Below are 24,706 nucleotides of genomic sequence, written 5' to 3'. Positions count from 1 at the left end.
CCGTGGGTGCCGGAGCTGGGGGTGGCGACCGAGCAGGTGCGTACGGTGTGCTCGTACTGCGGTGTGGGCTGCGGGATCGTGCTGGACGTGGGCCGGGACGCCGAGGGGCGGAGCAGCGTGCTGCGGGCGTCCGGGGACAAGGCGCATCCGGCGAACGGGGGGCGGCTCTGCACCAAGGGTGCGACCAGCGCCGAGATGCTGGCCGCGCCCGGACGGCTGGCGCAGGCGCTGGTGCGGGCCGAGCGCGGGGCGGCGCCGGAGCCGGTGGGACTGGACGGGGCCGTCGCCGAGGCGGGTCGCAGGCTGCGGGCGGTGCTGGACGAGCACGGCCCGGACGCCGTCGCCCTCTACGTCTCCGGCCAGATGTCGCTGGAGGCGCAGTACCTGGCGAACAAGCTGGCCAAGGGCTACGTCCGGACCAGCAGGATCGAGTCCAACTCACGGCTGTGCATGGCCAGCGCCGGCAGCGGTTACAAGCTGTCGCTCGGGGCGGACGGGCCGCCCGGTTCCTACCAGGACTTCGACCACGCGGACGCGTTCCTGGTCATCGGGTCCAACATGGCCGACTGCCACCCGATCCTGTTCCTGCGGCTGCTGGAGCGCCGCAAGGCGGCCGGCGCGAAGCTGATCGTGGTGGATCCGCGCCGCAGTGCCACCGCCGACAAGGCCGACCTGTTCCTGCAGATCAAGCCGGGCACCGACCTGGCCCTGCTGAACGGCCTGCTGCACCTGCTGGTCGAGAGCGGCGACGTCGACGAGGAGTTCGTCGCCGAGCACACCGAGGGCTGGGACGGCATGCCGGCCTTCCTGGCCGACTACCCGCCGGAGCACGTCGCCGAGGTGACCGGGATCCCGGAGGCGGACATCCGCCGGGCCGCCGAGTGGATCGGGGCGGCCGGCGAGTGGATGAGCTGCTGGACGATGGGGCTGAACCAGTCCACGCACGGCACCTGGAACACCAACGCGCTGGTCAACCTGCACCTGGCCACCGGGGCGATCTGCCGTCCCGGCAGCGGCCCGTTCTCGCTGACCGGCCAGCCCAACGCCATGGGCGGCCGGGAGATGGGCTACATGGGCCCGGGCCTGCCCGGCCAGCGCTCGGCGCTCGACCCCGGCGACCGCGCGTTCACCGAGGCGCTGTGGTCGCTGCCGTCCGGCACCCTGCGCGCCGAGGCGGGCCAGGGCACCGTGGAGATGTTCGAGCGGATGGCGGCCGGGGAGATCAAGGCCTGCTGGATCATCTGCACCAACCCGGTCGCCTCGGTCGCCAACCGCAGGACGGTGATCGAGGGCCTGGAGGCGGCCGAGCTGGTGATCACCCAGGACGTGTTCGCCGACACCGAGACCAACGCCTACGCGGACATCGCCCTGCCCGCCGCGCTCTGGGCCGAGTCCGAGGGGGTGATGGTCAACTCGGAGCGCAATCTGACGCTGAGTCGGCGGGTCGTCGACCCACCGGGCGAGGCACTGCCGGACTGGCAGCTGATCGCCCGGGTGGCCCGGGCCATGGGTTTCACCGAGGGTTTTGAGCACGGTTCCGCCGAGGAGGTCTTCGAGGAGATCAAGCGCGCCTGGAACCCGAAGACCGGCTGGGACCTGCGCGGAGTGGACTACGACCGGCTACGGGAGACCCCGGTGCAGTGGCCCAGCGCCGACCCGGCCGGCCCCGACCGCAATCCGGTTCGCTACCTCAACGACGGAGTCAGCCAGACCCTGCTGGTCCGCCCGGACGGCACCCCGCCCCGGCTGGCCTTCCCCACCGCCACCGGCCGCGCGGCCTTCTTCGCCCGGCCGCACCTGCCGGCCGCCGAACTGCCGGACGACGACTACCCGTTCGTGCTCAACACCGGTCGGCTGCAGCACCAGTGGCACACCCTGACCAAGACCGGCAAGGTCGCCAAGCTCAACAAGCTCGACCCCGGCCCCTTCGTCGAACTGCACCCCGAGGACGCGACCGCGCTCGGGTTGGTCGAGGGCGACGGGGTGGAGGTGGCCTCGCGGCGCGGGCGGGCGGTGCTCCCGGCTCGGATCAGCGACCGGGTCAGGCGCGGGGACTGCTTCGCGCCCTTCCACTGGAACGACCTGTTCGGCGAGTACCTCAGCGTCAACGCGGTGACCAGCGACGCGGTCGACCCGATCTCCTTCCAGCCCGAGTTCAAGGTGTGCGCGGTCGCGCTGGCCAAGGTGTCGACCGCAGCAGCGGCGGCCGAGACAGTGCCGGAACCGGTCCGCGCGGCGGCGCCTGAACTGGTAACGGTGCCGGAACTGGTGCCCGCGCTGGCCCACGCCCTGGGCGTCGAGACGGCTCCGCCGGCCCTCGACGAGAGCGCACGCCGCTACCTCTCCGGCTTCCTCGCCGGACTGACGGCCAGGCCGCTCACCGACGGCGCGATACCGGTGCTGCCGTCGGGTGCACCACTGGAGCGCGGGGACGCCGAGTGGGTGGACGGGCTGCTCGCGGGGATGTTCTCGCGCTCCCCGGCCAACGACCCCGACAGGAGGACCGCACCGACCGGGCCGACCGTTCCCTCCCGGGAGATCCTGGTGCTGTGGGCCTCGCAGACCGGCAACGCCGAGGAGGTCGCCACCGCAGTACGGGACCGGCTGACCCGCGCGGGCCGCACGGTTGCGCTGCAGGACATGGCCGGTGCCGCCCCGGAGAGCCTGGTCGACGGCGCCGACCTGCTGGTCGTCACCAGCACCTTCGGCGACGGCGACGCCCCGGACAACGGCTCAGGATTCTGGAAGTGGATCACCGACGCGGACGCGCCGAAGCTGGCCGGCGTCCGCTACAGCGTCCTGGCCCTCGGCGACTCCAGCTACGACGACTACTGCGGCCACGGCCGGCGGCTGGACGAGCGCCTGGACGAGCTGGGCGCGCAGCGGCTGCTGCCGCGCGTCGACTGCGAGCCGGACAGCTACCAGCAGGACGCCGAGCGGTGGCTGGAGCAGATCGTCGGCCTGCTCGAAGGCACGCCCGAAGCGACACCAACGGTCCCGTCCGTCCCCGCATCCGCCCCTGCCCCTGCCCCCGCATCCGCCCCCGCCCGCACCGGTCAGCGCACCGGCCAGGCGCCCTTCACCGCCCGGCTGTCCGGCAACCGCCTGCTCAGCCTCCCCGGCGCCGCCAAGGAGGTGCGCTCGTTCAGCTTCGACACCGGTGGCGCCCTCGCCTACGAGGCGGGCGACGCGCTCGGCGTCCGTCCGCTCAACTGCCCGGACCTGGTCGCCGAATGGCTGGAGGCCACCGCGCTGGACCCGGGCGCCGAGGTGGCGCTCGCCGACCGGGGCACCGTCCCGCTGCGCGAGGCGCTGCTGCGGTATCTGGACATCACCCGGATCACCCCGGCCCTGCTCCGCTTCGCGTCCGAGCGCAGCGGGGACCGCGCGCTGCGGCGGCTGCTGCGTCCCGACAACAAGGGCGAGCTGGCCAAGTGGAGCTGGGGCCGGCAGGCCGTCGACCTGATCGGCGAGTTCTCGCTGGACATCACCGCACAGGAGTGGGCCGAGCTGCTCAAGGGACTGCAGCCGCGGCTGTACTCCATCTCCTCCAGCCCGCTGGCGCACCCGGACCAGCCCAGGATCACCGTCTCGGTGCTGCGCTACGACGGCCTGCACGGGCAGCGGCGCAAGGGCGTGGCCTCGACCTATCTGACCGACCGCTCCCCCGGCGGCGAGGTGTCGGTCTTCGTCCGGCGGTCACCGCACTTCCGGCCGCCGGCCGACCCGGCCACCCCGATGATCATGGTCGGTCCCGGCACCGGGGTGGCACCGTTCCTCGGCTTCCTGGAGGAGCGCCGGGCCCGCGGCCACTCCGGCCGCAACTGGCTCTTCTTCGGCGAGCAGCGCCGCGGCACCGACTTCTACTACCGCGAGGAACTGGAGGAGTTCCACCGCCAGGGCGTACTGACCCGGCTGGACCTGGCCTTCTCCCGGGACCAGCGGGCCAAGGTCTACGTGCAGGACCGGATGCGCGAGCACGGCGCCCAGCTGTGGTCCTGGCTGCAGGACGGCGCCCAGCTGTACGTCTGCGGCGACGCCAACCGGATGGCCAAGGACGTCCAGCAGACGCTGGTCGACATCGCCGCCGCCCACGGCGGACTCGGTCCGGCCGAGGCGGCGGCCTACGTCGAGCAGCTCGCCGCGGACCGCCGCTACCTCAGGGACGTCTACTGACGAACCGACACCAGCGCCGGCACGCGGACCGACGCTCCGTCAGCCCGGCACCGCGAGCCGGTAGCCGCGCTTGGGCACCGTGCGGACCAGCGCCGCGTGCGGGCCCAGCGCGGTGCGCAGCCGGGCCACCGCGGCCTCGACGGCGTGCTCGTCGGCGCTGATGCCGACCCAGACCCGGCGCAGCAGTTCGGCCCGGCTGAGCACCCGTCCCGGCTGCTCGGCGAGCGCGCGCAGCAGGGCGGCCTGGGTGGGCGACAGCCACAGCGTGCCGTTGGGGGTGAGCACGGCGCTGCCCTGCAGCACCAGCCGGGCGCTGCCGAGCTGCAGCTCGCGGTTGCCGACCGGCAGGGCCTCGACGATGGTGCGCACCAGGGAGCCGAGCCGGCCCCGGTCGGGGTAGACCGGCCGCACGCCGTGCTCCTCCAGTGGACGGGCGCAGACCGGTCCGACGCACACCGGCAGCACCCCGTCCCGCAGCGCGTCCAGCACCTCCTCGTGCAGCCCCTGGGCGTGCGCGCAGTCCAGGAAGCCGGTGATGGCCGGTGCACTGGTGAAGGCGATCGCCTGGATCTCCCGACGGATCGTCTGCTCCACCAATCGGCGTACCGCCTCCGGGTCCTGCGGCGGGGCCCAGCGGTAGACGGGGACGGTGATGACCTCGGCGCCCCGTTCGCGCAACGCCTCGGCGAAGGCGTCCAGGGGTGCGCCGTGCTCCTGCAGGGCGACCCGGCGTCCGCGCAGGTCGCGGGCGAGCAGCCAGGTGAGCAGCCCGTCGTTGGCCTCGTTCGGCGGGGCGTAGGCCTCGCCCAGTCCGCTGGCGCGCACCGCGCCGGTGGCCTTGGGGCCGCGGCTGATCACCACGGCGTTGCGGCAGGCCTCGCTCAGGCGCCGGCCCAGGCCCCAGCCGTCCGCGGCGCTCATCCAGCCGCGCCAGCCGACGCCGGTGGTGGCCACCACGTAGTCCAGCGGCGCCGCCAGGCACAGCTCGGTGGCCTGGCGCAGGGCGTTGTCGTCCTCCAGCGGCACGATCCGCACGGTGGGGGCCTCGACGACTCTCGCCCCGCGCCGCTTCAGCAGCGCGACCAGTTCGTCGCGGCGGCGGGCGGCGGTGACCCCGACCGTGAATCCGGTCAGCGGTCCTGCGCCGGCCGCGCCCTCGTCGGGATCGGCGCCGTCGGTCGGCTCCGGGCCCTTCGGGAGGGCCGCGCTGCCGCCGGGCCCCGGGGACGCGGTGTCGGGTGTGGGAACTGTTGCCATGCTCCGCAGGCTCCAGCAGCGGTGTTTCGGCGTTGTTGCGCCACCGTCACGGGGCGGTGAGCGAAACAACCACCCGGCATACAGCAGATGACGCGTCGGTCACCAGGTCGGGGTGTCCGTGTGAGGGACACGTACCGCTGCGGCAACATCGGCGACCCATCCCGGAAACCGCCCCCGACCACGCTCGATGCCATGACCACCACCGGAGGAGAGAGCCCGTGACGCTGCGAGACCTGGTCCTGGTCGGCCATGGGATGGTCGGTCAGCGCTTCCTGGAGGCCCTGTTCGAGCGGCCGCACGACTGGCGCGTCACCGTGCTCGCCGAGGAGCCCCGCCCCGCCTACGACCGGGTCCATCTGACGTCCTGGTTCTCCGGTACGACGGCCGAGGAGCTGTCGCTGTGCCCGCCGTCCTTCGCCGAGGAGAACGGCATCGACCTGCGCCTCGGCGATCCGGCCGTGGCGGTCGACCGGGCCGCCCGCACCGTCACCACCCGCAGCGGCGCGGTGCTCGGCTACGACGCGCTGGTGCTGGCCACCGGCTCGTACCCGTTCGTCCCGCCGGTCCCGGGCCATGACGCCGAGGGCTGCCACGTCTACCGCACCATCGAGGACCTGGAGGCGATCCGGGCCGGCGCCGAACGCGCCAGGGTCGGCGCGGTGGTCGGCGGCGGGCTGCTCGGCCTGGAGGCCGCCGGCGCGCTGCGGGCGATGGGCCTGGAGACCCATGTCGTGGAGTTCGCACCGCGACTGATGGCCCTTCAGGTCGACGACGGCGGCGGCAGGGTGCTGCGCCGCGCCATCGAGGAGCTGGGCGTGGTGGTGCACACCGGCGCCGGCACCCAGAGCATCGAGACCGGCGAGGACGGCGCGGTCCGCGGCATGGCCCTGTCCGACGGCAGCTCCGTGGAGGCGGACCTGGTGGTGTTCTCGGCCGGGGTGCGCCCCCGCGACCAGCTCGCCCGCGACTGCGGGCTGGCGGTCGGCGAGCGCGGCGGCATCGTCGTGGACGAGCAGTGCCGCAGCTCCGACCCGCGGATCTCCGCGATCGGCGAGTGCGCGCTGGCCGCCGACGGCCGCGTCTACGGCCTGGTCGCCCCCGGCTACGCGATGGCCGAGGTCGCCGCCGCCGAACTGACCGGCGCGGCCGGCGCGTTCACCGGCGCCGACACCTCCACCAAGCTCAAGCTGCTGGGCGTGGACGTGGCCAGCTTCGGCGACGCCCACGGCGCCACCCCGGGCGCGCTGGACGTGCTGTACTCCGACAGCAGGTCCGGCGTCTACAAGAAGCTGGTGGTGCACCCGGACGGAAGGCTGCTCGGCGGCGTCCTGGTCGGCGACGCCGAGTCCTTCGCCACCCTGCGCCCGCTGGCCATCGGCGGCGCGCCGCTGACCGTCCCCGCCGAGCAGCTGATCCTGCCCGCCTCCGAGGGCGGCGCCGCGGGCAAGCTGGAGCTGCCCGACGACGCCGTGGTCTGCTCCTGCCACAACGTCAGCAAGGGCGCGATCCGCGCGGCCGTCGCCGAGCAGGGCTGTGCGAGCATCCCCGAGGTCAAGAAGTGCACCAAGGCCGGTACCGGCTGCGGCAGTTGCCTCAAGCTGATGGGCGGCATCGTCAGCGCGGAGCTGCAGGCGGCCGGCGTCGAGGTAGCCAAGGGCCTGTGCGAGCACTTCGCCCACACCCGCTCCGAGCTCTACGAGATCGTCCGGGTCAAGGGCATCACCAGCTTCGCCCGGCTGCGGGACGAGCACGGCACCGGCCTGGGCTGCGAGATCTGCAAGCCGGCCGTTGCCTCCATCCTGGCCAGCCTGGGCAACGGCCACATCCTCGACGGCGAACAGGGCGCACTGCAGGACACCAACGACCACCACCTGGCCAACCTCCAGCGCAACGGCTCCTACTCGGTGGTCCCCCGGGTCCCCGGCGGCGAGATCACTCCGCAGGGGCTGATCACCATCGGCGAGATCGCCCGTGACTTCGGCCTCTACACCAAGATCACCGGAGGCCAGCGGATCGACCTCTTCGGAGCCCGGGTGGACCAGCTGCCGGCCGTCTGGGCCCGGCTGGTGGACGCCGGCTTCGAGTCCGGGCACGCCTACGGAAAGGCCCTACGCACCGTCAAGTCCTGTGTGGGCGAGACCTGGTGCCGCTTCGGGGTGCAGGACTCGGTGGGCCTGGCGATCGAGCTGGAGCTGCGCTACCGGGGGCTGCGGGCCCCGCACAAGCTCAAGTCGGCGGTCTCCGGCTGCGCCCGCGAGTGCGCCGAGGCGCAGAGCAAGGACTTCGGCGTCATCGCCACCGCCGAGGGCTGGAACCTCTACGTCGGCGGCAACGGCGGCATGACGCCCCGTCATGCCGACCTGCTGGCCAAGGACCTGGACCGGGACACGCTGATCCGCACCATCGACCGGTTCCTGATGTTCTACATCCGCACCGCCGACCGGCTGGAGCGCACCGCGCCCTGGCTGGACCGGCTGGAGGGCGGCCTGGACCACCTGCGCCAGGTGGTCCTGGAGGACTCGCTGGGCATCGCCGACGAGCTGGACCAGATGATGGCCCGTCATGTCGAGACCTACCAGGACGAGTGGGCGGCCGTGCTGGCCGACCCGCAGCGGCTGCGCCGCTTCGTCTCCTTCGTGAACGCGCCCGGCACCCCCGACCCCACCGTCCGCTTCGTCCCCGAACGCGACCAGATCCGCCCTGCCCGCCCCGACGAGGACGGTCACGTCCTGATCGGCGGCACCAGCCTGGAGGTACGCAGCCGATGACCGAGACCCTCACCTTCGACGCGGCCGTCGCGGTCGACGTCGACGTCGCCGAACCGGTGGCCGCCCGCACCCGGACCGCCGTGGAGATCCATGACGGCCAGCACTGGGTCCAGGTCTGCGAGTTGGACGAACTGCTGCCGGGGCGCGGAGTCGCCGTGCTGCTCGGCGCGGAGCAGGTGGCGCTGTTCCGCGACCCGGCCGACGGCCTGCACGCGCTGGACAACCGCGACCCGTTCAGCGGCGCCCACGTCCTCTCCCGCGGCCTGCTGGGCAGCCGCGGACCGGTCCAGGTGCTGGTCTCGCCGATGCTGAAGCAGGCCTTCGACCTGGACACCGGCCGCTGCCTGGACGAGGACACCGCACCGGACGGCAGCAGCGCGACGCTGCGCCGCTGGCCGGTGCGCAGCCGTCCCTCACAAGCCCTCCCGGACGGTGTGCGGGAACCGTAGCGCGCTGGAACCGACAACGCGCAGGGCGTGAAACCTCGGCCCACCAGCATGGGAACCAATCAACGACTCCCCTCTACCTGAGGCTGGTTCACCCATGAGCGCAACAGTCGACAGCACCGTAGGAGCAGCCGCACCGCCCCGGTCCCGCGCCATCGCGGACTGGCGCCCCGAGGACGAGGCGTTCTGGGAGCGGACCGGGGCCGTGACCGCCCGGCGCAACCTGGTCTTCTCGATCCTCTCCGAACACATCGGCTTCTCGGTCTGGAGCCTGTGGTCGGTCCTGGTGCTCTTCCTGGGCCCGCAGTACCACATCGACGCGGCTGGCAAGTTCGTGCTCACCGCGGTCCCCACCGCCTGCGGCGCGCTGCTGCGGCTGCCCTACACCTTCGCCGTCGCCCGCTTCGGCGGCCGCAACTGGACCGTCTTCAGCGCCCTGCTGCTGCTGGTCCCCACCGTGTTCGCGGCGGTGGTGCTGCACCCCGGCGTGAGCTACTCCACGCTGCTGGTCGCCGCCGCGGTCGCCGGGGTGGGCGGCGGCAACTTCGCCTCCTCGATGGCCAACATCAACGCCTTCTACCCGCAGCGGCTCAAGGGCTGGGCGCTGGGCCTGAACGCCGGCGGCGGCAACCTGGGCGTGCCGGTGGTCCAGCTGGTCGCACTGCTGGTGCTGGCCACCGCCGGGGCCGCACACCCCCGGCTGCTGGTGCTGGTCTACATCCCGCTGATCGTGCTGGCGGCCCTGGGCGCCGCCCTGCGCATGGACAACCTCACCATGCTCCGCAACGACCGCAGGGCCATGCGGGACGCCACCAGGGACCACCACACCTGGGTGGTCTCGGCGCTCTACATCGGCACCTTCGGCTCCTTCATCGGCTTCGGCTTCGCCTTCGGCCAGGTGCTCCAGGTCCAGTTCCACGCCCAGTTCGACACCCCGCTGAAGGCCGCCTACCTGACCTTCCTCGGCCCGCTGCTGGGCTCGCTCTCCCGTCCGCTGGGCGGGCTGCTCGCCGACCGCCTCGGCGGGGCCAGGATCACCCTGTGGACCTTCGCCGCGATGGCGGCGGCGACGATCGTGGTCCTGGTCGCCTCGCAGCAGCACTCGCTGGCGCTGTTCCTCGGCGGCTTCATCCTGCTCTTCGCGCTCAGCGGGATCGGCAACGGCTCGACCTACAAGATGATCCCGGCGATCTTCCGCACCAGGGCCGAGGTGTCGGTGGCCGAGGGCGCCGATCCGGAACAGGCCGAGCAGGCCTCGCGGCGCAGCGCCTCCGCGCTGATCGGCATCGCCGGCGCGATCGGCGCCTTCGGCGGGGTCCTGGTCAACATCGCCTTCCGGCAGTCGTTCCTGAGCTCCGCCAACGGCAACGCCGCCTACCTGGCCTTCCTCGGCTACTACGCGCTGTGCCTGGTGCTGACCCGGATCTTCTACACCAACCGCGTCTGAGCCGGTATCAGATCCGCTGTCACGGGGCGGTCGAGCGCAGGGCCGCCCAGGTGAGCGGGCCGACCTGGCCGTCGACCTCCAGGCCCTTGGCGGTCTGGAAGGCCTTCACCCCGGCCTCGGTGTCGGTCCCGAACTGGCCGTCCACGCCGGAGGAGCCGACCCCGTAGCCGCGGTTGACCAGCATGCACTGGACCTGGAGCACACGGCTGCCGGTGTCGCCGTACTGGGTCTGGGTGGTGCCGGAGTAGTAGGTGCAGTTCCTGATCCAGGCCGGACTGGTCGGGGAGGCCGCGGGCGCGGTGGTCGGGGTGGACGCCTTGGTGGTGGCCGCGGCCGCCGTGGTCGCGGCCGCCGCGGCGGTGGTCGCCCCGGCCGCCTTGGTCGCGGTACCGGCGGTGCCGCCACCGGTGCCGGAGCCGGCCGCCGGTGAGGTCGCGCCGATGGCCGGAGCGCCGGCCGCAGTGCTGCTCGCCGACGCCGAGGCGGCGCCGCTGCGCCCGGCGCTCGGCGAGGCGGTACCGCTCGCACTCGCCGCCGCGCTCGCGCTTCCGGTCCCCGCCGCGACCGTCCCGGGCAGGGCCGACGCCGACACCGAAGTCCCGGAGGAGGCCGCCGCGTCCGCGCCATGGGCACCAGAGCTGCCGCTGCCCAGCAGCACCCCGGCCACCGCGACCGCACCCACGGCGACGGCGCTGCCCGCGACGATCAGCACATTGCGCCGCCGCGAGGAGGACACGGCGGGCGGAGCCGACTGCGGCACGGTACGGGGCGGCAGCGGCGCGGCGACCACGTAGGCGGGCTGCTGCAGGGCCGGGACGGTCGGCGGGGTACGCGGCCCGGCGACCGGAGTGGGCGCCTCCGCGGAGGCCTGCCAGGGCACCGCCTGCGGGGTGGGCATCGGAGGCGTCGGCGTCGGCATCTGCGCGGGCCCGGGTATCTGCTCCGGCGGAAGCCCCGGCACCGCAGCGACGGCGCCAGCCTCGGCCCCGGCGCCGGTGCCAGTCCCGAGCCCCGCCCCCGCGAACAGCTGGACGGTGTGCTGCGGCTGGTCGACCTCGGCCGGCCGCCCCACCTCGGGAAGCGTCAACTGCTGTGCCGCCAGGGCTATCTCCACCCGGCGGACGATCTCCGCGCTCAGCCCGGCCGACCAGGGCGCCAGCACCCGCCGGCTCGCCGCCTGCGCGGCGATGGACTCCGGATCCGGCCGCGCGGCGGGGTCCTTGTCCAGGCAGGAGCGGACCAGCGCGGCGAGCCCGGGGTCCGCCTGCTCGACCCGGCCCAGCACCTCCTCCTTGGGCGGCTCGAAGGCCACGCTGTGCAGCACGTCGACGCTGGTGCCGTCGCCGAAGGGACCGTTCCCGGTGACCGAGTAGGCCAGCACCGACCCGAGCGCGAACACGTCCGAGGCCGTGGCCACGCCCTGGCCGCGCACCTGCTCCGGCGACATGTACGCCGGGGTGCCGACCTGCTGCCCGGTGGTGGTGATCGAGCTGGTGTCGGCGGCCTGCGAGATCCCGAAGTCGATGACCCGGCAACCGTCCGTCCCCAGCACCACGTTGGACGGCTTGACGTCCCGGTGCACCACGCCGACCCGCTGCATCGCGGCCAGCGCCTGGGCCAGGTCCCCGGCCAGCCACCAGGCAGCCTCCGCGCTGAGCGGGCCGTGCGCGGCCACCGCCTCGGAGAGGTTGAGCCCGGGGATGTAGTCGGTGGCCATCCACAGCAGGTCGCCGTCCAGCCCGGTCCCGAGCAGCACCGCGGCCTGCTCGCCGCGGACCCGCCCCAGCGCCTCCGACTCCCGTTCGAACCGGCGCCGGAAACCGTGGTCCTCGGCGTACTCCGGCCGGATCACCTTGACCGCGGCCAGCCCGGGGCTGCCGTCCAGCGGCCGGCCCAGGTAGATCCGCCCCATCCCGCCGCCACCCAGAGCGGCCAGGACCGCGTACGGCCCCACCCGGCGCGGATCGACGGCCCGCAGCGGCGTCGCCCCGAGTCGGTCCAGCCCCGTCCGCGCGAACACGCGCGGATCCGACAGCTCATCATGCTGCTGCGCCATGGTGCGGACTCGACTTCCCCGTTGCGGACATGACCGTGAGTGCTACCGGTACTACAGATGCACAAGATGCATGGGGGAGATTACCGCTCCCGGCGCCCGCCGTCTCGGCCGGTCCGCCGTCTCGGCCGGTCCGCCGACGAACGCCGTGGAGCGGACGGCACCGCTCCTAGCGCAGGGCGGCATCGGCGATGCCGGTGATGAAACCGAAGTACGCCGCGTTCTCGTCGGTGGGTGTGAAGGCGTAGGCCAGCACCCGCTGCAGGTCGGCGGTGGCGAACACGCCGTCGGTGTAGCCGGGGCGCGAACCGGTCTTGCCCCACAGGGTCACCCCGTCGATGGTGACCTCCATCAGGCCCATCCCGAAGCAGGCCCGGCCCGGGTTGCCCAGCTGGCACTGGCTGGTGCCCAGGTAGGGCACGTCCGGAACGGTGGTCAGGTCCCGCTGCTCCGCGGCGGGCAGCAGCCGGCCGTCGAGCAGTGCGGTGAGCAGGGTGCTGAGGTCGGCGGTGGACGAGATCATGCCGCCCTCGGCCCACGGGTAGGGGCTCTGCTCGGTGACGTCCACCGGCTGCGAGCCCTGGCTCACCGTCAGATAGCCGTGCAGGTGCGGACCCTGGATCCGGTCGTCGGTCGCGGCGGGGACCGTGGTGTCGTGCAGGCGCAGCGGGCGCAGGATGCGCCGGCTGACCTCGTCGGCGTAGGAGTGCCCGGTGACCTTCTCGACGAGCAGGCCGAGGAGGTAGTAGTTCTCGCCGTTGTACTGCTGCTCGGTCCCGGGCGCGAAGCTCATCGGCTGCCCGGCCATGGACGCCACCACCTGCTCGGGCGTCGGGTGGCCGAAGCGCTCGGCGATGAACAGGGCCGGGTCGCCCTCCCCGTCGCCCGCCGTGCCGCCGGGCAGGCCGCTGGTGTGGTTCAGCAGTTCGGCGACCGTGATCGGCGGGAAGTCGGCCGGCAGCAGGCCCGGAAGGTAGTGCTGGACGGTGCCGTCCAAGGCGACCCGGTGCTCGGCCACCAGTTGCAGGACCACGGTGGCGGTGAACACCTTGGTGACACTGCCGATCCGGAACCGCGCGTCGGCGCCGGCCGGACGCCCGGTCGCCAGGTCCGCCGTTCCGGAGGCGCCGCGCCAGCTGCCGCCGGAGCCGGAGACGTCGATCAGCGCGCTGACCACCTGCTGGTTCGGCAGCCCGCCGATCGCCTGCCGCAGCGCGGCGGGGTTCACCGGCGGCAGCTGCGCGGTGCCGGCCTCGGCCGCCGCCGCTGGCAGGACCGCGGTCAGCGCCAGCGACCCGGCGGTGAGGGCCAGCAGGGCGCGCATCCGGGCGCGTCGTGGACGTGAGGCGGCTGAGCTGGCTGAAGTGGCATGCATGGGAATCCCCCTGGGTGCGGTGGCGCTCGCAGTCCGGTGCTGGTCGCGACCGGCTCACCACGAGTGTTCCGGGATCCACCGCGCCGATCACTGGCGCAGGCCACCGGACCCGGGGTGGTGCGCGGACCACCCCGCCGGTAACGCCAGGGCCCGCGCCGGCAGCGCTCAGTCGGCGGCGATCCGCACCACGACCGCCTGCGGCGCGTGCGGGAGCTCGACCGTCAACTCGCCGTGCTCGTCGTCCCAGTGCACCGACCCGACTGTCGCCGCCGGATGCACCACCCGGGCATGGACGCCCAGCCCGCGCAGGTGCGGGACGGCGAGGGTGCGGCGCCGGGCCGCCTGCGGTGCGGACCCCGGTGCACCGTCCGGCGCGGGGCGGCGCCAGACCGTCAGATAGGTGGCGCCGTCGCCGCGCAGGCCGAGGGCGAGCCACTCGTCCTCCCAGCCGGGCAGGCCCAGCGGCCAGAAGGGCAGCGTTCCGGGCAGGTCGGCGCGGATGGCCTTATAGGCGGCCACGCCCCCGGCGACCAGGACCTGCTGATCCTCCGTCATACGGTCCAGGAAGCCGGACAGGTGGATCCGGCCGAGCATCGCACCGGCCAGCACGAAGGCGTTCTCGTCGTCGCTGAACTCCGGTTGCGGATAGGCCCAGACCGCGCTCTGCTCAGGGGTGACCGCGGTGGGGGCGGCGGCCGCGATCGGCGGATAGCACAGGAAGTTCTCCTGGTCGCTGGTGGACTGCAGCTGGGCGACCGCCAGTTGGGCGTAGTCCATGCGCAGGCCGCCGGAGCCGCAGTTCTCCAGCACCAGGCCGGGGTGACGGTCCAGCACGGACTCCAGCCAGGCCAGGTGGGCGCGGTGGTGGCCGAGCAGTCCGGCGCCCGGTGACTGGCCGTCAACGTCGGTACCGGGACCGGCGTTGATGTTGTAGTCGAACTTGAAGTAGCCGACGCCCCAGTCGTCGACGATCCGGTCCACCACCGCGTCCAGGTGGGCCCGGGCGGCCGGGTGGCGCAGGTCCAGGTGGTGCCGCCCGTGCTCGGTGACCCGGACCCCGCCGCGCTGGAAGAACGCCTCCTCGGGCAGCGCCCGGGCGATCGGGCTGCGGACCCCGACGACCTCCGGCTCCAGCCACAGCCCCGGCACCATGCCGTGCGCCCGGATGGCGTCCAGCACCAGTTGCAGTCCTCCCGGGAAGCGGCGTTCGGCCGCCTCCCAGGCTCCGACCGAGTCCCACCAGCCGAGGGCGTCGTCGTCGTACCAGCCGGCGTCGATGACGAAGTACTCGGCTCCGGCCCGCCCGGCCGCCTCGATCAGCGGCAGCAGCCGCTCGCTGCTGGGGTCGCCCATCAGGGTGTTCATGTAGTCGTTGTAGATCACCGGCAGCGCGTCCAGGTCCGGGTGCGGCCGGCGCAGCAGCCTGCGGTAGCCGGTGAGGACGCCGAAGGCGGCCTCCGGGCCCCCGGACGGCACCACCGCAAGGGCGGCCGGAACGGTGGTGAACTCCTCCCCCGGCGCCAGCAGGCAGCTCCAGTGGTGCCGGGCGTCGTCGGGACCACCGAGGACGAGGTAGGCGCTGCGCCGGCGCTCACCGAGCTCGTAGCGCCAGCCGACGCTGGACTCGACCTGCCAGGCCCAGGAACGGCCGGTACCGCGCTCGGTCAGCACCCCCAGCGGCAGGCTGCCGGCCGTGGACCAGCTGCCCCGCGAGCTTCGCTCGAAGCAGCCGCGACCGTCGTGCCCGCCCGCCGAGCGGTCCAGGTCGACCAGTTGCTCGCGCAACGGCGCCTGCCGCCACCGCAGTTCGGCCAGCCAGTCGTTGTCGGCCCAGTGCAGGTCGAAGTCGGCGGGCGCGCCCAGGCCGCCGAGGGTGAGGGTGCTGACCGACTCGATCCGGAGCGCGGTCGTGCCGTCGTTGCGCAACCGCACCCGGGAGCGCAGCACCGGCAGCTCGGCCCGGGTGCTCAGCTCCACCTCCGCCGACAGCCCGGTCAGCGGGTCGTCCAGCCGTACCCGCAGCCGGTCCCAACCGTCCTGACGGTCCAGCAGATGACCCTGGTGCCGCATCCGGGCGCCGATGGCGCTGTCGACGGACCGCTCCCCGGACCACTCGCGCCCGTGCCCGGTGGCGACCACCTCCACCAGCGGGACCAGTGAGTCCCACCCCGCTCCGGGCGCTCCGAGCCGGACGCCCCCGCCCTCGGACAGCAGCACCTGAACGCCGAGCGCCTCGTGCGACCAGAGCACGGACCTCTCCCCCGTGCGAGCAACAGTTGTCAACGCGTGTTCTCCTTGCGTGCGTCCAGGACGGTCCTCGAGGCGTCCACGCCCCGCATTGTGACCGCTAACAATCTTGGCTTGCCGACGACCGCTCACACAAGAGCCGGTGGTTCGTCGCCGTCCACGCCGCCGTGGGGGGGGGGATCCCGGCGTCATCATCACCAGAGTCCAGGCGATCTGACAACACACCAGTTCAGCGTGGTTACAGCCGCTTCGGTTGGTACTCGCCCCCGGGCCGGGCAGCAAAACTCATAGTGTTCGAGCCCTTGACGGCCTTCTTCTGTTACCGATAACTATGTGCCTACGTCACGGCGATGTTAACGCACACATCAATTCCCCCAGGCCCGGGCGACCAGGGGAAACGCGTCTCGTACGCAGCCGCAGCCCACGCCACCATGCTCTGTCGCACGGCCGCAGGGAGTAGGAATTGTGACCACCAACAGCCCAGGTCTCGCCACCGCGGGACCGTCACTGTCGAAGCAGGACGCCCCCGCCCCCGCGGTGGCGGCGCCCGGCCGACGGCGGAGGCGGATCCGCACCACCGTCGAGGCCTACCTGCTCATCGCCCCCAGCCTGGCGGGATTCCTGCTCTTCCTGGTGCTCCCCATCATCGGGGTGTTCGTGCTGAGCCTGTTCAGCTGGGACCTGGTCAGCACCCCGGAGTTCGTCGGGCTCGCCAACTACCGCCGGCTGGCCGGCGACGGGGCGGCCTGGACGGCGGTCGGCAACACCGTCTACTACGTCGCCCTCAACATCCCGGCCCAGACCGTCCTCGCCCTGGCACTGGCGCTGGCGCTGAACCGGAAGATGCGCGGCGTCAAGGTGTTCCGGGTCCTGTTCGTGCTCCCCTGGATGGCCATGCCGGTCGCCCTGGGCATCATCTGGACCTGGGCCTTCGACCCGCGCCACGGCGCGGTCAACCACCTGCTGTCGCTGGTCGGCATCGTCGGCCCCAACTGGCTGACCTCCACCACCTGGGCGATGCCGGTCATCGCCTCGGTCAACGTCTGGCAGTACACCGGCTACACCATGCTGTTCCTGCTGGCCGGACTGCAGGCGATACCCGAGCAGATCTACGAGGCCGCCGCGGTGGACGGGGTCAACGCGGTGCAGCGCTTCTTCAAGATCACCCTGCCGCTGCTGCGCCCGTCGATGTTCTTCGTGCTGATCACCAATGTCATCGGCTCGTTCCAGCTGTTCGACACGGTCTTCGTGATGACCCAGGGCGGCCCGGGGACCTCGACCACCACCCTCAACTACTACATCTACCAGCAGGCGTTCCAGCTCTTCCACGCCGGCTACGCGGCCACCCTCGCGATCGTGCTGTTCGTCATGATCCTGCTGGTGACTGCCGGTCAGTTCCTGTACTTCCGCAAGCGCACCGTCTACGACTTCAGCTGAGGGACGATCACCATGTCAAGCACCGCTGTGCGTAGGACGCTGCTCTACCTGGCCCTGCTGGCCGGAGCGCTGGTCTCGGTCGCGCCCTACCTGATGACCCTGAACGCCTCCTTCAAGACCACGCAGGGGATGTTCTCCACCCAGGCCTGGACCCCGGCCCACCCGGCCACCTTCTCCAACTTCAGCTCGCTGTGGTCCAAGTACGACATGTCGGGCTTCATGGTGCACACCCTGATCGTGTCGGTCGCCATCACCATCGGCCAGGTGGTGTTCTGCTCGCTCAGCGCCTACGCCTTCGCCCGGATGGAGTTCCCCGGCCGGGACCTGCTGTTCTGGGGCTTCGTGGCCACCATGATGGTCCCTCAGATCGTGACCCTGGTGCCGCTCTTCTTCATCATGAGCAAGCTCGAACTGGCGGACACCTACCGGGCGCTGATCCTGCCGTACGTGTTCGGCACGCCCTACGGCATCTTCCTGGTGCGCCAGTACTTCCGCACCATCCCGCCGGACCTGGAGGCGGCCGCGCGCATCGACGGCGCCGGCACCTGGACCATCCTGTGGCGGATCATCCTGCCGCTGAGCCGGCCCATCCTGGCGACCCTGGCCACCGTCACCTTCGTGAACAGCTGGAACAACCTGCTCTGGCCGCTGATGATCACCAGCAGCGAGCGCACCACGGTGATCACCGTCGGCATCTCGGCGCTCCAGGGGCAGTTCGCCTCCCAGTTCAACATCGTGCTGACCGCGGCCGCCGTCGCCCTGGTGCCGCTGATCGCCGTCTTCCTGCTCTTCCAGCGCCACATCGTCCGGTCGATCGCACTCACCGGACTGAAGTAGCCCCCCGGCCGCCCCCCGCGGCGGCCACCCCGACCGTCGCCTCGGACGGTCCCCCCGAGCTGTCCCCTCACCCCACCGCGCAGCATCCCCGACCACAGAGAAGTGGATACCCCATGCTCAAGCCCACCACCAGGAGACTCGCGGCCACCGCCGCCTGCGCCGCCCTCGTCGGCCTCACCGCGGCATGCGGTGGCAGCAGCTCCGCCAAGGCCGGCGGAACCGTCACCCTCACCTACATGACCTGGCAGGACTCCGAGAAGGCCGCCTACCAGGCCTCGCTCAACGAGTTCGAGAAGGCGCACCCCAACATCAAGGTGAACCTGGAGCTCGTGGCCTGGGCGCAGTACTGGACCAAGCTGCAGACCGGTGCCGCCTCCCGAAACATGCCCGACGTGTTCTGGGACCACCTGGCCTACCTGCCGCAGCTGGCCAAGGAGGGGATCATCACCGACCTCAGCAGCAAGATCAAGGCCGCCAACCTGGACACCAGCATCTACAGCCCCAAGCTGCTGGCCCAGTGGCAGTCCGGCAGCGTGACCTACGGCCTGCCCAAGGACTGGGACACCATCGCCACCATCTACAACAAGTCGATGCTGGCCAAGGCCGGTCTGACCGCCGACCAGATGAACCACCTGACCTGGGACCCCAGCACCGGCGGGACCTTCGTCGCGGCGCTGCAGAAGCTCACCGTCGACGTCAACGGCAAGCACCCCAACCAGGCCGGCTTCGACTCCAAGCACGTCAAGACCTACGGCATCGCCCTGGAGGCCCCCAACGGCCAGCAGGACTGGTGGGACTTCGGCCTGGAGAACGGCTGCCAGCTCCAGGACAAGGCCTACGGCAAGTGGACCGTGAACACCCCCGCCTGCGTGCAGGCCATCCAGTTCGAGCAGGACCTGCGCGACAAGTGGCACGTCGCCGCGCCGGGCTCGATGACCAACACGCCCAACGCCGCCGACCTGCCGACGATCCTGTCCAAGGGCGACGCCGCGACCACCTTCGACGGCGACTGGGACCTGACCGCGTTCCAGTCCGCGATGCCCGCCGGCAGCTGGGGCGTGTCCGCGCTGCCCAGCGGCCCGGCCGGCACCGGCACCGTCTTCAACGGCCTGAGCGACGCCATCTACGCCCACACCAAGCACCCGGCCGAGGCCTGGGAGCTGGAGCAGTGGCTCGCCTCCGCCGCCTCCGAGAAGCTGGTCGCCGACAGCGGCACCGTCTGGCCCGGCATACCCACCCTGAACAGCGGCTTCGCGACGGCCTGGAAGGCCAAGGGGGTCGACGTGACCGCCTTCCAGACCGGCTCCGAGGGCAACACCATGGGCTACCCGCTGACCACCTCCAACACCACCTTCAACAACGTCGTGCTGCAGGACTTCAACCAGGTGTGGCTGGGCCAGATGACCCCGCAGGCCGCCGCCGACGACGTCAACACCAAGTCGAACGCGGCCATCACCAGCGGCAACTGACCGCAGCCGCACGGACGCCGGCGTCCGGCCTGCGAATTGACACCGCAGGCCGGCGCTTCCGAGAATGACCGATATGACTGGGAGCGGTAACAGCATGAGCACGGACACCTCCGCCGCACCGGGACCAGCGGCAGGCGCCCAGGCCACCAGCATCTGGGAGGTGGCCCGGGTCGCCGGGGTCTCGCACCAGACCGTCTCCCGGGTCATCAACGGCAAGCCGCACGTCAAGGACTCCACCCGGGCCCTGGTGCTGCGGACCATCGAGGAACTCGGCTTCACCCCCAACCGCAGCGCCCAGGCCCTGGCCGGCGGCCTGGTCCGGTCCGTCACCGTGCTCACCGTCGACACCGCGCTCTACGGCTGCGCCGCCGCGCTGCGGGGCATCGAGGAGGAGGCCAGGGCGGCGGGGTTCACCGTCGGCATCAGCGTGCTGGAACCGGACGCGGCCACCGGCACCCAGGACGTCGTGGAGCGGCTGGGCCGCCCCGGGGCCCCGGCCGTCGTCATCGCGTTCGAGACGGTCGGCGCCCGGGTGCTGGACGCGCTGCCCGCGGACCACCCGGTGGTGGGGCTGATGGAGCGGCCGGACAGCGGCCAGCAGCAGTCCGGACGGCCGCAGGTGTGGATCGACGACCGGGGCGCGGCCGCCCACGCCACCCGCTACCTGCTCAGCCTGGGCCACCGCACCGTGCACCACCTGTCCATCCCGTCCTCCACCAGCCGGCTGACCCAGCGCACCCACGGCTGGCAGGACGCGCTGCGCTCGGCCGGACGGCCGGTGCCCACCCTGCTGGACGCCGGCTGGACCCCGCGCTCCGGCTACCTCGCCGCCAGCACCCTGCTGGACGATCCGAGCGTCACCGCCATCCTCTGCGGCAACGACGACGTCGCCCTCGGCGTGCTCAGGGCCGCCCGCGAGGCCGGCCGGGACGTCCCCGGGGACCTCAGCGTCATCGGCTTCGACGACGCGCCCCAGTCCGCCTACCTCACCCCCTCGCTGACCACGGTCCGGCTCGACTTCGAGGGCCTGGGCCGGTCCGCCTTCGGCCTGCTGCACGCCCTGCTCGAACCGGACTCGGCGCCGGCCCCCGGGCTGTGGGCCGAACCGGAACTGGTCGTCCGCGAAAGCAGCGGCCCGGCCCCCCGCTGAAGCCGTATCTGACTGAACTTCAGCTGCCGATCGCAGGTGGCTTGTCGCGCAGTTCCCCGCGCCCCTGGGTGCTGCAACTTCCCTGCAGCGGTTCAGTTGCAGCACCCAGGGGCGCGGGGAACTGCGCGACAAGCCAGGCAGACGCCGCAGCCGAGTCCCGGCACCAACCACCCACCCACGCACTCACGGTCAGCCGCATCCCGGCTGACCGTGCCGGTCCGACCTGCCGTCAATCTGTTATCGGTCACGGTCATCGGCCGCCGACGGCGCCCTCGGGCCCCACCCCACCCTGGATCCACCTCACCCAGTTGGAGCGATCCCACCATGAGATTCGCAAGCGCAGCCACGCGCTTGGCGTCCGCGATGCTTCTGCTCGCGGCCGCCACGGGGGCAAGTGCCGTATCCGTCCAGTCCGCCTCGGCGGCGACCTCCACCCTGACCGTGAACCTGGGCAGCAGCACCGGCTCGGTCCTGCACGGCGCCAACGGCGCGCTGTACGGGCTCTCCGACGCCGGCGTGCCCAGCGACAACCTGCTCACGCCGCTGGCCGTGACCACCATCGCGCAGAAGGCACCGGGCGGCACCCAGCACCCCAACGGCGACGCCGCCAAGGTGGCCGGCACCTTCGTCAAGGACTCCAGCAGCGGCAAGATCCTGATCTACATGCAGGACTACTACCCGGACTGGCCCTACGCGACCACCACGCTGTCCTCGTACCTCTCGGTGGTCGACACCATCGCCGCCACGGTGGTGGCCAGCCCGCAGCACTCCTCCTTCGAGTACGTCCCGGTGAACGAGCCGGACGGGATCTGGTTCGGTCTGGGCGTCAGCTCCACCGCCACCTACGACACCAACCGGGACACCTTCTTCACCTGGTGGGACGCGATCTACGCCGAGATAAAGAAGGACGACCCGACCGCGAAGATCGTCGGCCCCAACGAGGCCAACTTCGACAGCCGCTTCCTGCCCGACTTCCTGGCGCACGCCAAGAGCGCCGGCACCCTGCCGGACATGATGAGCTGGCACGAGCTGTCCTCCAGCTCCACCGCCAACTTCGCCTCCCACTACAGCACCTACCGTGCCGAGGAGACCGCCGCCGGGGTCAGCGCGCTGCCCATCGACATCACCGAGTACGGCGACCGCCGCGACCTGTCGGTGCCGGGCCAGCTGGTGCAGTGGATCTCGGCGTTCGAGAACGCCAAGGTCTACGGTGACATGGCCTACTGGGACATCGCCGGCAACTTCGACGACCTGACGACCGGCCAGAACACGCCGACGGGGGCCTACTGGCTCTACGACTGGTACGCGCGGATGACCGGCAACACGGTCTCGGTGACCCCGCCGTCCCCGAACACCACCGACACCCTCCAGGGCGTGGCCTCCTACGACACCACCAAGGACCAGGCCCAGGTCATCCTGGGCGGCTCCTCCGGAGCGGCCAACGTGGTGGTGAACGGGGTCTCCTCCAGCGTCTTCGGCTCCAATGTCGCCGCGACCGTCGAGGAGACCGACTGGTCCGGCTACGCGGGCGCCGGCGCGGCACCGCAGGTGATCTCCCGGGCGGTGTACTCGACCTCCTCCGGCACCATCACCGTGCCGCTGACCGGCATGAAGGCCATGTCGGCCTACCGGATCGTGCTCACCCCCTCCAACGTCACCACCCCCACCGCGGCCAACGCCCCCTACAGCGCCTCCTACGAGGCCGAGGCCGCCGCCATCACCGGCGGCACCGTCTACACCCAGGGCACGGTGAGCAACGCCAACGGCTACGCCACCTCGGGCACCCAGGACGTGGGCTCGCTCAACACCTCCACCAGTGCGGTCACCTTCACCGTGACCGCACCGACGACCGGCTCCTACGACCTCGGCATCTACTACGGCAACCAGGGCGGCACCTACGCCCAGCAGGCGCTGAGCGTGGACGGGACCGCCTCGCAGCTGGTGAACTACCCCGCCACGCTCAACTGGCTCTGGCGCAGCCGCAAGGACGTCACCCTCACGCTCTCGGCGGGCACCCACACCATCACCCTGGCCAAGTACAACGCGACCCTGGGCACCGCCATCGGCGAGGTGACCCTGGACAAGATCGACCTGACCGCGGTCTCCTCCGCCGCGACGGTCTACGAGGCGGCGCTCGGCCGCACCAGCGGCACCGTCAGCTACAACTACACCGCCTCCGACGGCACCGGTGAGGGCCGGGCCGTGCTCGCCTCCGGAGCCTCCTCGACCGCCGACGTCTACGCACCCAGCGACGGCTTCTACACCACCACCGTCCGCTACGCGACCAGCGGTTCGCTCACGCTGACCGCCAACGGCAACACCGTCACCGGCGGCACCCTGGCCTCCACCTCGGGGGCCATGTCCACCGCGACGGTCAGCCTCTACCTGCAGGCCGGGATGAACCCGGTGACGGTGACCGCCAGCGGCGCCGCCTCGGTGGAGAACGTCACCGTCGCCGCCACCGGCAGCACCAGCGGCGTCACCACCTACCAGGCCGAGAGCTCCGCCAACACCCTCGGCGGCACGGCCGTGGTCACCGCCAACACCTGGGCCTCCGGAGGCAGTTACGTCGGCTACATCGGCAACGGCTCCGCCAACACGCTCACCTTCAACGGCGTCACCGCGGCCCACGCCGGCACCTACATGCTCGCCATCCAGTACTCCAACGACGACACCTCGGGATCGGGAAACTACAACTCCAACATCGAGTCCCGCACCGCCTCGATCTCCGTCAACGGCGGCACGGCGACCACGGAGGTCTTCGCCAACACCTTCAGCTGGGACCAGTTCAACACGGTGGACATCCCGGTGACCCTGGCCGCCGGCAGCAACACCATCACCTTCTCCAACGCCTCCGCCTACGTCCCCAACATCGACTCCATCCGGATCGCCGCACAGTGACCACTCGCTGATCAAGCGTCAGAAACACAGCGGAGGGTCCGGGGCGCTGCGCCCCGGACCCTCCGTCAGTGACGCGTGCTGCCCCTGCGCACCACGGACCAGGGCGCGGCCGTGGACACCGGCTTCTCCCCGAGCGCCAGGTACGCGCAGGCCGTCCCCTGGTCGCGCAGCGACTGGGCGACGGTGGTGAGCCCGAGTTCGGCGGCCACGGCGCCGTCGTCCCAGCCGGTGACCGCGAGGTCGTCGGGCAGCAGCAGCCCGGCGGCACCCGCCGCCCGTACCACCCCGGCCGCCAGCTGGTCGCTCATCGCGGCGACGGCGTCCGGCGGCTCGGGGGCCGCCAGCAGCGTCGCCGTGACCTGTTCGGCCTCGGCGGCGTCGTTGCGCGCGCACACCGCGACCAGCACGTCCGCCCAGGCGATCCCGGCGTCCCCGGCGGCCTGCCGGTAGCCCTCCAGCCGCTCCCGGGTCACCGGGAACAGGACCCCGGCGGGGTCCGTGCCGCCGGCGACGCTGCTGATCCGCTCCCGGGACAGCGGAAAACTCAGCACTGCCGGGCGTTCCGCGCCCGCGAACGCGACCGCGCCCGCGGCCCGTGCCGCCGCCCGGTTGTCGATGCCCACCAGGGCCAGCCCCCGGACCGCCGGGCCGCCGTGCACCACGGCGGGGCGCTTCATCGCCCGGACCGCCTCCAGCACCGGATCGTCGTCGGAGGTGGTCCACACGATGAATCCGTCGACGGCCGCGGTCCTGATCCGTTCGGCGTCGTCCGCGGCGCCGGTGACCGGCAGGATCGTCATCCCGTAGCCGCGCCCGGCGCAGACCTCGGCGATGCCCGCCAGGAAGGACGCCGCCTGGGGGTCCTCGAAGGCGTAGTTCAGGTGCTCGCCCAGCACCACCCCGAGCGTGCGGGTGCTGCCGCGCCGCAGCGAGCGGGCGCTGGGGTCGGGCCCGGCGTAGCCCAGGCGGTCGGCGGCGGCGAGGACCTTGGCGCGGGCCTGCTCCGAGACCCGGCCGGGCCGGTTGTAGGTGTAGGAGGCGGTCATCACCGACACACCTGCCAGCTCGGCCACCTGAGCCAGGGTCACTCGTTTCGGGGCTGCGGGCGGTCTCATGCTGCCGAGTCTACGTGTGTATCGTTAC

General features: G+C 72.1%; 14 protein-coding genes. 9 read left to right on the top strand and 5 right to left on the bottom strand.

The window, feature by feature from the left end; genetic code table 11:
* Positions 1-6: 6 nt before the first annotated feature.
* Positions 7-4,176 carry a bifunctional nitrate reductase/sulfite reductase flavoprotein subunit alpha gene (locus tag IF29_RS0102750; RefSeq protein WP_030248943.1) on the top strand — a complete coding sequence of 1,390 codons (4,170 nt, stop codon included), beginning with the start codon at positions 7-9 and terminating at the stop codon, positions 4,174-4,176.
* A 39-nt stretch (positions 4,177-4,215) separates the two neighbouring features.
* Here IF29_RS0102750 and IF29_RS0102745 read toward each other — a convergent pair whose 3' ends face one another.
* Positions 4,216-5,433, bottom strand: coding sequence for a uroporphyrinogen-III synthase (locus tag IF29_RS0102745; RefSeq protein WP_084713406.1), 1,218 nt, complete (start codon positions 5,431-5,433; stop codon positions 4,216-4,218).
* Positions 5,434-5,687: 254 nt separating this feature from the next.
* On the opposite strand from IF29_RS0102745, the gene nirB reads away from it, so the two are divergent.
* The 3 genes from nirB to IF29_RS0102730 all read left to right on the top strand — a co-directional run bounded on the left by nirB (position 5,688) and on the right by IF29_RS0102730 (position 10,094).
* Positions 5,688-8,201 carry a nitrite reductase large subunit NirB gene (gene nirB / locus IF29_RS0102740; RefSeq protein ID WP_084713468.1) on the top strand — a complete coding sequence of 838 codons (2,514 nt, stop codon included), beginning with the start codon at positions 5,688-5,690 and terminating at the stop codon, positions 8,199-8,201.
* Positions 8,198-8,650 (top strand): nitrite reductase small subunit NirD, encoded by a 453-nt coding sequence (nirD, locus tag IF29_RS0102735; RefSeq protein WP_084713404.1) that lies wholly within the window; start codon positions 8,198-8,200, stop codon positions 8,648-8,650. The genes nirB and nirD overlap by 4 nt, the downstream gene beginning before the upstream one ends.
* 94 nt (positions 8,651-8,744) lie before the next feature.
* The gene (locus tag IF29_RS0102730) at positions 8,745-10,094 is read left to right on the top strand and encodes an MFS transporter (protein ID WP_030248935.1); all 1,350 of its coding nucleotides are present in this window, start codon (positions 8,745-8,747) and stop codon (positions 10,092-10,094) included.
* Between the two features lie 19 nt (positions 10,095-10,113).
* Here IF29_RS0102730 and IF29_RS48415 read toward each other — a convergent pair whose 3' ends face one another.
* From IF29_RS48415 to IF29_RS0102715, 3 genes are all read right to left on the bottom strand, one after another.
* Positions 10,114-12,150: a protein kinase domain-containing protein gene (locus IF29_RS48415; protein WP_030248933.1), complete on the bottom strand. Its 2,037-nt coding sequence runs from the start codon at positions 12,148-12,150 to the stop codon at positions 10,114-10,116.
* A gap of 166 nt (positions 12,151-12,316) precedes the next feature.
* Entirely contained in the window at positions 12,317-13,522 is a 1,206-nt protein-coding gene (locus IF29_RS0102720) for a serine hydrolase domain-containing protein (RefSeq protein ID WP_157623538.1), read from the bottom strand.
* A gap of 165 nt (positions 13,523-13,687) precedes the next feature.
* Positions 13,688-15,772: a glycoside hydrolase family 36 protein gene (locus IF29_RS0102715; RefSeq protein WP_232241993.1), complete on the bottom strand. Its 2,085-nt coding sequence runs from the start codon at positions 15,770-15,772 to the stop codon at positions 13,688-13,690.
* A 462-nt stretch (positions 15,773-16,234) separates the two neighbouring features.
* Here IF29_RS0102715 and IF29_RS0102710 point away from each other — a divergent pair, with 462 nt between their 5' ends.
* From IF29_RS0102710 to IF29_RS0102690, 5 genes are all read left to right on the top strand, one after another.
* Positions 16,235-17,206, top strand: a complete 972-nt coding sequence (locus tag IF29_RS0102710) for a carbohydrate ABC transporter permease (protein ID WP_232241992.1) — start codon at positions 16,235-16,237, stop codon at positions 17,204-17,206.
* A 12-nt stretch (positions 17,207-17,218) separates the two neighbouring features.
* Positions 17,219-18,043: a carbohydrate ABC transporter permease gene (locus IF29_RS0102705; protein WP_030248916.1), complete on the top strand. Its 825-nt coding sequence runs from the start codon at positions 17,219-17,221 to the stop codon at positions 18,041-18,043.
* A 113-nt stretch (positions 18,044-18,156) separates the two neighbouring features.
* Positions 18,157-19,512 (top strand): ABC transporter substrate-binding protein, encoded by a 1,356-nt coding sequence (locus tag IF29_RS0102700; protein ID WP_051724802.1) that lies wholly within the window; start codon positions 18,157-18,159, stop codon positions 19,510-19,512.
* 94 nt (positions 19,513-19,606) lie between these two features.
* Positions 19,607-20,662 (top strand): LacI family DNA-binding transcriptional regulator, encoded by a 1,056-nt coding sequence (locus IF29_RS0102695; protein WP_051724801.1) that lies wholly within the window; start codon positions 19,607-19,609, stop codon positions 20,660-20,662.
* 363 nt (positions 20,663-21,025) lie between these two features.
* Positions 21,026-23,563 carry a CBM35 domain-containing protein gene (locus IF29_RS0102690; protein ID WP_030248909.1) on the top strand — a complete coding sequence of 846 codons (2,538 nt, stop codon included), beginning with the start codon at positions 21,026-21,028 and terminating at the stop codon, positions 23,561-23,563.
* A gap of 65 nt (positions 23,564-23,628) precedes the next feature.
* Here the strand turns inward: IF29_RS0102690 and IF29_RS0102685 are convergent, their stop codons facing one another.
* Entirely contained in the window at positions 23,629-24,678 is a 1,050-nt protein-coding gene (locus IF29_RS0102685) for a LacI family DNA-binding transcriptional regulator (RefSeq protein ID WP_030248905.1), read from the bottom strand.
* Positions 24,679-24,706: the final 28 nt, after the last annotated feature.

It is taken from the genome of Streptacidiphilus jeojiense, assembly GCF_000719095.1.
Lineage (GTDB): Bacteria > Actinomycetota > Actinomycetes > Streptomycetales > Streptomycetaceae > Streptacidiphilus > Streptacidiphilus jeojiensis.
This window is presented reverse-complemented; position numbering and strand designations above follow the sequence as displayed.